This window comes from Cyclobacterium salsum (genome assembly GCF_010119245.1).
Classification (GTDB): Bacteria; Bacteroidota; Bacteroidia; order Cytophagales; family Cyclobacteriaceae; genus Cyclobacterium; species Cyclobacterium salsum.
In genome coordinates, this window is record NZ_WNKG01000004.1 from 116,286 (window position 1) to 128,806 (window position 12,521).

The window sequence follows — 12,521 nt, forward strand, 5'->3', positions numbered from 1 at the left end:
TTTTGATACCTAAACCTGCTCCTCAAACCTTCCGTTAATACCATACCCTATCTTCGTTTAAGGCCTGGATAACGGTTTCGGACAGGCTACCTTTTGTTTGTTGGTATAATCTGATTATTTTTAGTCCTCCAATGGTAACAATGCGCACAAAAATAGCGTTTATTTCCATGATCATCTATGAGGGATAAAATGAAATATCTACTACTGCTGGCTTTGGCCCTACTTACAATGAATCCATTGCATGCGCAAAGAGGAGAAGCCGGTGACTATGATTACGACAATGAGGTGCTTTTTGGTATTAACAAAAACACTAATGGGGGACTAATCGGAGGGATAAGTTTCAAGATGGGATCCCGGATTGATGATAATTTATTCCAGTTCTTTAATCTCGAACTGGCAAATGTCAAAAACCCCAAGGAAGTCCGGTACACCACGGTTCTGGGTAACAGCTTCATTTTCGGAAAATCCAATTACCTGTATGCGATCAGGCCCCAATACGGGCGAGAAATCCTTGTGTTCAAAAAAGCACCGCATCAGGGAGTCCAGATTTCGCTCCTGGGAGCCATTGGCCCTTCCATTGGTCTGATCGCACCTTATTTTATTGAATACTCGTTTAATCGCACCGAAACGACGCGGGAACAATACGACCCATCCGTACACCAGAGCAGGTTTAACGTACTGGGTCCGGGAAGGCTTTTTGAAGGCATTGGAGATTCAGAGATTGCATTTGGAGGCAATGCCAAGGCTGCCATGACCTTTGAATTTGGTTTTTTTAAATCGAATGTCACCGGAGTGGAACTGGGATATCAATTAGAAGGTTTTACCAAAGAAATCCCGTTGATGCCAACGACCGAAAACAGACAGGTTTTTCAATCCGTCTATTTTACTCTCTTTTATGGGTTCAGAAGGTAGCCAAACCGGGATTCGCCGCGTAAACATTAATTTTAGACAGATCTAAACGACCGATATGATAGAACTACCGGTAATATCAGAATCACAAACCAAAAAGAAAAAACCCGACTGGCTGAGGGTAAAATTGCCGCTCGGTAAAGAATACGCCAAAGTACGCAAACTGGTGGACGAACATAAACTGAACACTATCTGCGAAAGCGGTAGCTGTCCCAATATGGGCGAATGCTGGGGTGCAGGTACGGCCACATTTATGATCCTGGGAAACGTATGTACCCGCTCCTGCTCCTTCTGTGCGGTGGCTACGGGGAGACCTCCGGAATACGATGAGGACGAACCCAGAAGAGTGGCTGAGGCCATTCAACTAATGCAGGTGAAGCATGCCGTGATTACTTCGGTAAACCGGGATGAGCTCAAGGACAGGGGAGCAGAGATATGGTACAATACCGTTATCGAAACCAAAAAGCTTTCTCCTGAAACCACCATCGAAACCCTTATTCCAGATGTAAAAAGTAACTGGGATGCCCTTTACCGGATGATCAGTGCGGGGCAGGAAGTGGTGTCTCATAACGTAGAAACGGTTGAACGACTGTATCGGAGGGTACGACCCCAGGCAAAATACCATCGTTCCCTGGAACAAATCAAGTTAACCAAAGCATTTGGCAAACGAACCAAGACAGGAATCATGCTTGGGTTGGGAGAAAAAGAGGAAGAAGTTCACCGGGCTATGGATGATTTGGTCGCACATGGATGTGATATTTTAACACTCGGCCAATACCTGCAGCCTACCCGCAGGCATATAGAAGTGGCTGAGTTTATTCATCCGGAGCAATTTGAAGCCTATCGCGAAGCAGGGCTGGAACGTGGATTGAAATACGTGGAATCCGGTCCATTGGTACGGTCTTCCTATCATGCCGAACGGCATGTGAACGTTTGATATAGAGCGGTTCTTTAGCAAAGGAACCGCTTTTTTTGATTGATTTTTCCAGGAAAAAAAGAATAATGGTTTATTTTTTGTAATTTAAGGATGTAGCCGGTTATCGTGATCCGGATTTTAAATAGGCTTTAAAATGAATACAATCAAACTATTTTTGTTAGTCCTCATGTCTGGTGTCTTGTTTCACTGCTCTCCAAAAACCATGGGCGGCCTGAGTGAAGAAGAATACGATGCCTGGAAACAGAAGAAGAAAGAATTGACTCCGGAAAATTATAAAGCGCTTGTGGAAGAAAATGACAGCCTTTCCGAAGAAAACATTCAGTTTTCAGAAAAAGAGACCTACCTGAATCAGGTAATCGAAAGAAAAGACAATGAAATCGATCGTCTCACGAGCCAACTTTCAAAAATGAATTCGGAAGGCTCGAAACAAAATACGGTATCCGATGCGCCAGACCCCTGGGATAAAGGTGTCGTGTTCAGAGTGCAGCTGGCAGCCTTTGACGATTTTGACCTGCGCGAGCTTACCGAAAATGGGAGCGATCTCAAAATCATCGATCAGGACGGTTATATTAAGTATGTTCTGGGTCAGTTTAGGGACTACGAGATGGCCGATAAGTTCAAGAAAAAACTACGGAAAATTGGTGTCAATGAAGCCTGGATCGTGCCCTATAAAGACGGTAAAAGGGTGCCATTAAAGGAAGTGCTCACAGAAGTGGTCAACTAATTTTAAGCCGCTCTTACCCTGATATTTGGGCCAATTGACCGCTTTTTTCGAGCGGATAAAGGAATTTTTTTCGTAGTAACGCCGGTTTCTTTTGTAATTTACACCTGTATGGACTTTAGATGGAAACTTAAAAGCAAGGCGAGGCCGGAGATAGTAGAATACCTCAGCAATGAAATCAATGTAAACCCGACCCTGGCCAACATGCTGGTCAATCGAGGCATCCAAAATTTTCAACAAGCCAAGGATTTTTTTCGCCCGGACCTGGATAAACTTCACGACCCCATGCTTATGAAAGACATGGATAAAGCCGTCCAAAGACTTGTTCTTGCCATCGAAAATCAAGAATTCATACTAATTTATGGGGATTATGACGTGGATGGCACCACCTCCGTTGCCCTGTTTTATAGTTTTATTAAATCTTTTTACGCCAACGCCTCCTTCTACATTCCGGACCGGTATAAAGAAGGGTATGGTATTTCCGAGAAAGGAGTGCGCTATGCCGCAGAAAATGACTTCAAACTACTGATTTCCTTGGACTGCGGCATTAAAGCCCTGGATAAAATTGAATTAGCGAATGACTTGGGTGTCGATTGTATCATATGTGACCACCATACGCCAGGCGAAACGCTCCCTCAAGCCATCGCCGTATTGGATCCCAAGCGGAAAGATTGCCCTTACCCCTACAAAGAATTGAGTGGTTGTGGCGTGGGGTTTAAACTAGTGCAAGCCTTCAGTGAATTTACCGGCAGAAGTCAGGCCAGCCTGTATGCTTACCTGGATTTGGTAGCGGTTAGCATCGCTTCTGATATCGTACCGATTACCGGAGAAAACCGGATTCTCGCTTATTATGGTTTGGAAAGGCTTAATAACAACCCAAGACCGGGTATTAAAGCGCTGCTATTAAAAGGAAAAGTAGAAAAGGACATCAACATTACCGATATTGTGTTTAAGATTGGGCCCCGTATCAATGCATCAGGACGTCTCGAACATGCCAAGGCCTCGGTGGAATTATTGATTTCCGGGAGTCTGGACGAAGCGGTAAGACGTGCTGAACTTGTGGAAGACGTAAATGCAGCCCGGAAAAATTTTGATGAGAACATTACCCGGGAAGCCCTGGAAATGATTGAAAACCTGGAATTAAACGGAGCGTCTAAAAGTACAGTGTTGTTTAAGGAGGATTGGCATAAGGGAGTAATCGGAATTGTCGCCTCTCGTTGCATTGAGAAATACTACCGCCCCACTATTATTTTGACCGAGTCCAATAACAAAGCAACCGGAAGTGCCCGTTCGGTTTTCGATTTTGATATTTACGAAGCCATAGAGGCCTGTAGCGATCTATTGGAGCAGTTTGGTGGCCACAAATATGCGGCAGGTTTAACCCTTCCGGTAGAAAATGTACCTGCTTTTCAGAAGAAATTTGAAAGGGTAGTAAGCGAACGGGTCAATGAAATTCATCTTAAACCAATTCAGGAAATTGACGATGAATTGATTTTGGATCAAATCAATTACAAATTTTATAACATTCTGAAACAGATGACTCCTTTTGGCCCCGGCAATCCGGAGCCTGTATTCTGCGTAAATCAGGTACATGCGGAAAACGTAAGAATATTAAAAGAGAAACACCTTCGCTTTGAAATCATACAAGATGGCCAAAATACCCGGCCGGTCTGTATTGGTTTTGGATTTGCAGAATATTACGAATTGCTAAATAGTAAAATGCGCTTTAATATCGCATTTGAAATCAGAGAAAACACCTTTAGGAACACGAGCAGTCTGCAATTGTACGTAAAGGACATCAAATTTGACTAACTATGATACTTCGGGCGGAAAACCTGGTAAAAATTTACAAGAAAAAAAGGGTCGTAAACGATATCTCCGTATCCGTGGAGCAAGGGGAAATTGTCGGCCTTTTAGGACCCAATGGTGCAGGCAAAACCACTTCCTTTTACATGATCGTAGGCCTGATCCAGCCCAATGGAGGCAGGGTATTTCTGAACGAAGAGGAAATTACGCCCCTTCCTATGTATCGAAGAGCGAAGTTGGGGATTGGATACCTGGCGCAGGAAGCTTCCGTATTCCGTAAACTTAGCGTGGAGGAAAACATCATGGCAGTTTTGGAGATGAGCTCCCTTCCTAAAAACGAGCAGAAAGAAAAAGTGGATCAATTACTGGAAGAATTTAGCCTGACACACGTACGGAAAAATTTGGGCATGGTTCTTTCCGGAGGAGAACGGCGAAGAACAGAGATTGCCAGGGCACTATCGGTCAATCCAAAGTTTGTATTACTCGACGAGCCATTTGCCGGAGTAGACCCCATAGCAGTGGAGGAAATTCAATCCATTGTCGCAAAGCTCAAGGACAAAAATATTGGCATACTGATAACCGATCACAACGTCAATGAAACCCTTTCTATCACCGACCGGGCCTACTTGATGTTTGAAGGAAGGCTTCTCAAGGCGGGAACCGCAGAAGAATTGGCAGCTGATGAGCAGGTTAGAAAGGTTTACCTTGGCAAAAACTTTGAGTTAAAAAGAAAAATTTAAACGGAATCCTTTCAAAATGGAAGTCATCAATACCTTCATGACCTGGATCTTCAAGAACCGAATCGGTCAAATAGAAAAATTCAAAAACAACCCCTTGGAAGTCCAGCGAGAGATCTTGTTTAAATTGGTCCATACGGCCCGAGGCACCGAATTTGGAAAAAAACACCATTTCCGACAAATTTCCTCCTACAAGGATTTCAATCAATGGGTTCCGGTGCACGATTACGAAAGTATGATGCCCTACATCCAGCAAACCATGCAGGGCCAGCAAAACGTGATATGGCCTTCCCCCATTCACTGGTTTTCAAAATCCTCCGGAACCACCTCCTCCCGAAGCAAGTTTATTCCGGTATCGCCGGAAAGCCTGGAAGAATGCCACTTCAAAGGAGGCAAAGACATGCTTTCCTTATATGTGACCAACTACCCCAATACCAAGTTGTTTACCGGAAAGAGCCTTACCATCGGTGGAAGTCTTCAGACCAATCACCTTGACTATAACAAAAGCAGCTCCTACGGCGACATTTCGGCAGTGATCATGCGCAACCTTCCCAAATGGGCACAGCTTGCCAGAACCCCCAGTCTGGACATTGCCCTAATGAGCGAGTGGGAAGAAAAAATAGACAAGATGGCCGACGAAACCATGAAGGAAAATGTAACCAGTCTTACCGGGGTACCCACCTGGACATTGGTTCTGATCAAGAAGGTAATGGAAAAAACCAAGTGTGATAACATCCTGGAAATCTGGCCAAATCTGGAAGTTTTTTTTCACGGAGCAGTCGCCTTTGGCCCCTATCGAAACTTATTTCAAAAATTGATTCCTACTCCCGAAATGCATTACATGGAAACGTACAATGCCTCCGAAGGATTTTTTGGTATTCAAGACCAGATCGGCAGTGACGAACTACTCCTGATGCTGGATTATGGTATATTTTACGAGTTTATGCCCATGGAAGATCTCGAAAGCGAAAATCCTTCCATCATTCCTTTAGACGAGGTGAAAACCGGAATAAACTACGCCATGCTTATCTCCACCAACGCCGGCTTGTGGCGATACAAAATAGGCGATACCGTAAAATTCACTTCCACCCTTCCGTACCGCTTAAAAATATCAGGGCGCACCAAACATTTTATTAATGCCTTCGGGGAGGAGCTCATTGTGGAAAATGCAGAACACGCCATCGAGAACACCTGCAAAATCACCGGGGCTGACATCAGTAACTTTACGGCAGCTCCCGTCTATTTCGGTGATAATCAGGAGCAAGGTACTCACGAATGGATCATTGAATTTATTCAATTACCCCGGGATAAAGATGCCTTTATACGGGTGCTAGACGAGGAACTACGGAAAGTAAATTCCGATTATGACGCGAAGCGGTACCGGGATATGGTTTTGAAATTACCGATCGTACATTTTGCATCCGAGGGTCTATTCGAAAAGTGGCTAAAATCGAAGGGGAAACTGGGAGGACAAAACAAGGTGCCCCGATTATCCAATAACCGGGATTATGTGGAAGAGGTTTCCAAACTGTTATAATGCTCCAGATCGGCACGAAATTTAATTCTAAATCAGGCTAATAAAACAGCGAAAAACGGATCGGAAAAATAAGCAAGGATTCATAAAAAAACCCTCTTATTTGAGTGGATTTGACGAATGAAAAAATCAAGCTTTTTTTATCCACATTTTACGTAGGTTATTCACATACCCTTACAAATGGATGATAACAGGCTCATTTATAGCTTATTACAAGTTTTAAGAAAACGTTAAAATGTGGATAAACTAAGAGTATCCAAATTTTATTAGGGTTTCGCCAGGTCATTTGAGGTGGATAACCTTGTTGCCGGAATTATATTTCCCAAATGCCCTTTTTACTCTATTTTTTTAGCTGCTTCCCAGTAAACATCCATCTCTGCCAGGCTCATATCTGCCAGGGATTTTCCGGCATTTTTTGCGGCTATTTCCAAATACTGAAATCGATGAATAAATTTTCTATTGGTGCGTTCCAAGGCTTCTTCCGGGTTTACCTCCAGGTATCGGGCATAATTAATCAGGGAAAAAAGTAAATCTCCAAATTCGGCGGTAGTTGCTTCTTTATCCGGAAGCCCGTTTTCCATAGCATCCAGCGTTTCTTTAAATTCATGTAGTTCCTCGTCCACCTTCTCCCATACCTGGCCCTTGTTTTCCCAATCAAATCCAACTCCTCTGGCTTTTTCCTGGATCCGCATCGCCTTGATTAAAGCTGGCAGCGACTTGGGTACCCCTCCAAGAACACTTTGGTTTCCTTTCTCCTTCAATTTGATCTTCTCCCAATTCTGTTTGACTGCCTCCTCATCCTCTGCCACAGCATCCCCATAAATATGCGGATGCCTTCGGATCAATTTTTCGTTTAGCTGTTGAATCACCTGCCCGATATCAAATGCATTCTTTTCGTCTCCCATCTTCGCATAAAACACTATGTGAAGTAAAATATCCCCCAATTCCTTTTTGACCTCTTCCAAATCCCGATCCAGAATAGCATCGGAAAGCTCAAAGGTTTCTTCAATGGTCAGGTGCCGCAGGCTTTCCATGGTTTGTTTTCGATCCCAGGGACACTGCTCTCTGAGTTCTTCCATGATGGTCAGTAAGCGGTCGAAAGCAGCAAGCTGCGATTTCCTCTTTTCAGATGGATTCATAAAATTGATAGGAAACTTAAAATTAGGTGTGAACGTTTTGAAAGTAATACGTAAATTTGCAGAAATATATTTGATATGACAACCGTATATTTAACATTAGCTTTCCTGGCTATCTTTTTCATTTTGATGTCCGTAAGGATCATCTTCCTTAAAAATGGGCAGTTTAAGGGCACCTGTGCCTCCCAAAATCCCTACCTGAATAAGGACGGTGGCACCTGTGGGTATTGCGGAAAAAAAGTAGATGCTGATGCTTCCTGTGGTAACCCCGACAATGAGGTTGACAAGGTCATGGCCCGGTTTAAGTAATAACCCACAACCTTCAGGGGAAATAAATTCACTTTTATACATACGTTCTTAAATTCTTTTCTGTGACATTAATTAAATCTATTTCAGGAATACGGGGTACCATAGGCGGCAAACCCGGAGAGGGCCTGACTCCCTTGGATATTGTAAAGTTTTCCGCAGCCTACGGGGCCTGGGTATTGGAGAATTCCGAAAAGAAAAAAATAGTAATCGGAAGAGATGCCCGGTTATCCGGAGAGATGGTCGCTCAACTGGTGGCCCAAACCCTCTTAGGAATGGGGATTGATGTGGTGGACCTTGGCCTCAGTACCACCCCTACTGTGGAACTTGCTGTACCAAGGGAAAACGCCGGAGGAGGCATCATCGTGACGGCAAGTCATAACCCCGTTCAATGGAATGCACTGAAGCTACTAAACCAACAAGGGGAATTCATTTCTGAACGGGAAGGGCAGGACGTATTGGAAAAAGCGGCTCAGGATGACTATCAGTTTGCCGAGGTTCGGAAATTAGGAAATTATAGCAAAAACGAGGATTACCTTGACTTTCACATTCAGCATGTCCTGGATTTGGCCCTGGTAGATCCTGAAGTCATTGCGGCCCGGAAGTTTAAAATTGTAGTGGATTGTGTCAATTCCACCGGAGGGTTGGTAGTTCCGCAACTATTAAAAGCCCTGGGAGTAGAAGTCGTAGAATGCCTTTTTTGTGATCCTACGGGTGATTTCCCTCATAATCCGGAACCCCTCCCTCAGCATCTGCGGGACATTTCCCTGAAGTTGGAAAATGGTAATTTTGACCTGGGCATCGTAGTAGATCCGGATGTGGACCGACTGGCCTTCCTGAATGAAGATGGAAGTTTTTTTGGAGAAGAATACACCCTGGTAGCCGTGGCGGATTACGTGCTTTCCTGCCAAAAAGGAAATACTGTTTCCAATCTGAGTTCTACACGGGCCTTACGAGACGTGACCGAAAAAAGAGAGGGGACCTATCAAGCTGCTGCTGTTGGAGAAGTAAATGTGGTGACTCAAATGAAATCCTGTGAGGCGGTAATCGGAGGGGAAGGAAATGGAGGAGTGATTTATCCAGAATCCCATTATGGGAGGGATGCCCTGGTCGGAATTGGCTTGTTCCTTACCCATTTGGCGAAATTTGGCAAATCAGCCAGTCGTCTCAGAGCCAGCTATCCCAACTATTTTATCTCCAAAAATAAAATTGAGCTCACCCCTGCCATCAACGTAGATAGCATTTTGGAAAAAATTCAAGTGAAGTACCAGAAATACCCCATTAATACCATTGATGGGGTGAAAATAGAATTCGAAAAAGAATGGGTGCACCTTAGAAAATCCAATACCGAACCGATTATCCGTATCTATTCGGAATCCGAAACAGCCGCTACAGCCGAACATCTGGCCAAAAAAATCATGCTGGACATCAAAGAAATAATTGCTGAGAAAAACTAATTTCCCGATGGCTACAATGCCTTCCCTCTATTTTGACAATGCCGCCACCACTCCTATGGACGAACGGGTGCTGGAAGCCATGATGCCTTTTTTTACGCATAATTTCGGCAATCCTTCCTCCACTCATAGCCATGGCCGAAATGCAAGGGTGGAGCTGGAAAAAGCCAGGAAGAAAATCGCTGCCCTGTTGCATGCCAACCCGGGAGAAATCGTCTTCACATCGGGAGGAACAGAAGCGGACAATACAGCCATTTGGGGTGCTATCTCAGCTTATGGCATCCAACAAATTATCAGCTCTCCACTTGAGCATCATGCCGTCTTACATGTGACGGAACACGCTGCAAGCCGGCATCATATTCCACGCCGCCTGCTGGAGGTATCAGCCGAAGGAGCCATCAATTTGGAACAACTGGACCAATTACTGCAGGAAACGCCAAACTCCCTGGTAACCCTTATGCACGGCAATAACGAAATAGGTAACCTGAACGATCTGAAAATGATTTCGGAAACCTGCCAACGGCACGGAGCCTACTTTCATTCGGATACGGTGCAGACGGTGGGCCATTATCCACTGGACTTGCAAAGCCTGTCCATCCACGCCGTCGCCGGTTCTGCCCATAAATTTCACGGACCCAAGGGAGTGGGTTTTTTGTATATCAATTCCAATAAAAAATTACCCCCCTTTATAGAAGGAGGTTCTCAGGAGAGGAACAGAAGAGGAGGAACGGAAAACATCGCATCCATCATCGGTATGGCAAAAGCCCTTGAGCTAGCTCTCGAGGAACAGCAGCAGCATCAACAATACATTTCCGAGCTAAAAGACTATTTTGCTTCCAGGATTTTGGAAGCCATACCTCAGGTAACATTCAATGGACTATCTGCACATTCTTCCCAAAGCCTTTACACGGTATTAAACGTAAGCTTTCCTCCAAATGAAGCTACCCGAGGCATGCTGCTGTTTCACCTGGACCTGAAGGGAATATCCGTCTCGGGCGGTTCCGCTTGTAACAGCGGTGCCCGCCTGGGCTCTCATGTGCTGCAATCCATTGGGGCAGACCCGGAAAGGGAAAGTGTTCGGTTTTCCTTCAGCCGATTCAATACGCGGGAAGAAGTAGACTACATCATCAGTCAGTTAGAAGAGCTCTATCTAAGCTGATTTTTTTGGGGTTCCCAACGAATAAAACACCTTACCGAAAGGGTAATTTGGCCAAATCTACGTTTCCCCCTGACAAAATGATACCCACCTTTTGGTTTTGGAAACGTGATTTGTTGCGCAATACGACCGCTAAAGGGACCGCACAACTGGGCTCTATGACCAGTTTCATTCGCTCATAAATCAGTTTCATCGCGGCAATTATTTCCTCATCACTGACCGTGAGTATATCCGTAACGTGCTGCGATATGATTCCAAAATTAATTTCTCCCAATGAAGTAAGCAATCCATCGGCTACAGTCTTCGGTTGATCGACAGGAATGCGCCGCCCAGCAAGAAAGGATCTTTTGGCATCGTCCGCACCTTCTGGTTCCGCACCGATCACCTGCGTATCCGGTGCGAAAAAATGCGCCGACAATGCCGTGCCTGCCAGTAAGCCTCCTCCTCCTACCGGACTCAGTAATGCATGCAGCGATAAGCCCTCTTCAAAAATCTCAAAGGCACACGTTGCCTGACCTTCAATCACATCCCAATGGTCGTAAGGAGGGATAAACACCGCACCATAGGTATCCACCACCTTTTTTAGGCCATCTTCCCTCGCCCGCAGGTTCGGCTCGCACTCAAAAATTTGGCCTCCATACTCCTTTACGGCTTGTTTTTTTATTTCCGGAGCATTGGATGGCATCACTATAAACGCCGGGATACCTGCCGCTGTTGCCGCCCGCGCCAACGCCGCCGCATGATTGCCGGAAGAATGGGTGGCTACACCGTTTATTCGTTGGGAGGGATCTAACTTCAATACAGCGTTAGCCGCCCCTCTGGCTTTAAAAGCACCCACCTTTTGAAAATTTTCGCATTTAAAAACCAGCTCGCATCCAGCCAGTTTATCAATAGCGGAGGAACGCATCAAAGGAGTCCAATGCACCATAGCATCAATTCTTTTTCTGGCTTCTCTTATTTTGTCTGAGTTAATTTCCGGTGTAGCATTCATTCGTTAAAATTGCATATTAATTCCCTTAGCAGCAATAGCCTGAACCAATTCAATGCTCTAAGGAAACGATTGGTTGTCCATTTCCTCGCACAAAATCCCTATATTGAAACCGTTTTTTAACGGTAACTAGTTGCCTACCCATTATGTCTATCCAATCGGATAATTTCTTTCCCATCATGGGAGAAGAGCTCACTTCTGAAAACTGCCTCATCCTGGATATGAGTGCAGGAAATTTGGCCTTGCAGCAAATTGATTTGTTGGACACGTTTGCCTTTGAGTCATTCGTGGCAGAAATCTTGGCCGATAAGGGTAAAAAATACGGTATTGGCGGCTATGGCGAAAACAGGTCCATTTACCAACGGAGCATGGTCTTTGTTGACAATTCCATCGGCTACCGGAACATTCACCTGGGAGTCGATATTTGGACAGCAGCGGAAACGCCAGTCTTTTGCCCGCTGGATGGAAAAGTTCATAGTTTTCAGGACAATGCCGGTTTTGGAAATTATGGTCCCACCCTCATTCTGGAACACTTTTGGCGGGGAGAGAAGATACACAGCCTGTATGGCCATCTTTGTCAAAAAGACCTGGAGCAGCTAAAACCCGGACAAATTTTTCTTAGCGGAGAAAAAATCGGACATTTGGGGCAGACGAAAGAGAACGGGCATTGGCCTCCTCACGTCCATTTCCAGATTATCCACGATCTGGGAAATAGAAAAGGTGATTATCCGGGGGTGTGCTCCGAAAACGAAAAAGAAAGCTACTTATTTAATTGCCCCGATCCCGGCCTATGGTTGGGGGAGCTCTCTTTTCGGTAGTAAATTAACGAAATGAATT

The 12,521-nt window shown here is 44.9% G+C and carries 12 protein-coding genes; 10 read left to right on the forward strand and 2 right to left on the reverse strand.

Going from position 1 to position 12,521, the window contains the following annotated elements; genetic code table 11:
- Nucleotides 1–189 precede the first annotated feature (189 nt).
- The 6 genes from GJS45_RS07805 to GJS45_RS07830 all read left to right on the forward strand — a co-directional run bounded on the left by GJS45_RS07805 (nt 190) and on the right by GJS45_RS07830 (nt 6,647).
- Nucleotides 190–912 (forward strand): hypothetical protein, encoded by a 723-nt coding sequence (locus GJS45_RS07805; protein WP_162340920.1) that lies wholly within the window; start codon nt 190–192, stop codon nt 910–912.
- 55 nt (nt 913–967) lie between these two features.
- A complete protein-coding gene (gene lipA, locus GJS45_RS07810) occupies nt 968–1,846 on the forward strand; it encodes a lipoyl synthase (RefSeq protein WP_162340921.1) in 879 nt (292 codons plus the stop codon).
- A gap of 133 nt (nt 1,847–1,979) precedes the next feature.
- Entirely contained in the window at nt 1,980–2,570 is a 591-nt protein-coding gene (locus GJS45_RS07815; protein WP_162340922.1) for an SPOR domain-containing protein, read from the forward strand.
- A 108-nt stretch (nt 2,571–2,678) separates the two neighbouring features.
- Nucleotides 2,679–4,379, forward strand: a complete 1,701-nt coding sequence (gene recJ / locus GJS45_RS07820; RefSeq protein ID WP_162340923.1) for a single-stranded-DNA-specific exonuclease RecJ — start codon at nt 2,679–2,681, stop codon at nt 4,377–4,379.
- Between the two features lie 2 nt (nt 4,380–4,381).
- Nucleotides 4,382–5,113 (forward strand): LPS export ABC transporter ATP-binding protein, encoded by a 732-nt coding sequence (gene lptB / locus GJS45_RS07825; RefSeq protein ID WP_162340924.1) that lies wholly within the window; start codon nt 4,382–4,384, stop codon nt 5,111–5,113.
- A gap of 16 nt (nt 5,114–5,129) precedes the next feature.
- On the forward strand, nt 5,130–6,647 hold the full coding sequence (locus GJS45_RS07830; protein WP_162340925.1) for a GH3 auxin-responsive promoter family protein: 1,518 nt from the start codon (nt 5,130–5,132) through the stop codon (nt 6,645–6,647).
- Nucleotides 6,648–6,979: 332 nt separating this feature from the next.
- Here GJS45_RS07830 and mazG read toward each other — a convergent pair whose 3' ends face one another.
- Nucleotides 6,980–7,783 (reverse strand): nucleoside triphosphate pyrophosphohydrolase, encoded by an 804-nt coding sequence (gene mazG / locus GJS45_RS07835; RefSeq protein WP_162340926.1) that lies wholly within the window; start codon nt 7,781–7,783, stop codon nt 6,980–6,982.
- 75 nt (nt 7,784–7,858) lie between these two features.
- Here mazG and GJS45_RS23810 point away from each other — a divergent pair, with 75 nt between their 5' ends.
- The 3 genes from GJS45_RS23810 (at nt 7,859) to GJS45_RS07850 (ending at nt 10,699) form a co-directional block, all read left to right on the forward strand.
- Complete coding sequence (locus GJS45_RS23810) at nt 7,859–8,089, forward strand: hypothetical protein (protein ID WP_162340927.1); 231 nt, start codon at nt 7,859–7,861, stop codon at nt 8,087–8,089.
- A 62-nt stretch (nt 8,090–8,151) separates the two neighbouring features.
- A complete protein-coding gene (gene glmM, locus GJS45_RS07845; protein ID WP_162340928.1) occupies nt 8,152–9,543 on the forward strand; it encodes a phosphoglucosamine mutase in 1,392 nt (463 codons plus the stop codon).
- Between the two features lie 7 nt (nt 9,544–9,550).
- Entirely contained in the window at nt 9,551–10,699 is a 1,149-nt protein-coding gene (locus GJS45_RS07850; protein ID WP_162340929.1) for a cysteine desulfurase family protein, read from the forward strand.
- A 31-nt stretch (nt 10,700–10,730) separates the two neighbouring features.
- Here the strand turns inward: GJS45_RS07850 and GJS45_RS07855 are convergent, their stop codons facing one another.
- On the reverse strand, nt 10,731–11,687 hold the full coding sequence (locus GJS45_RS07855; RefSeq protein ID WP_162340930.1) for a pyridoxal-phosphate dependent enzyme: 957 nt from the start codon (nt 11,685–11,687) through the stop codon (nt 10,731–10,733).
- Between the two features lie 143 nt (nt 11,688–11,830).
- Here GJS45_RS07855 and GJS45_RS07860 point away from each other — a divergent pair, with 143 nt between their 5' ends.
- Complete coding sequence (locus GJS45_RS07860; RefSeq protein ID WP_162340931.1) at nt 11,831–12,502, forward strand: peptidoglycan DD-metalloendopeptidase family protein; 672 nt, start codon at nt 11,831–11,833, stop codon at nt 12,500–12,502.
- Nucleotides 12,503–12,521: the final 19 nt, after the last annotated feature.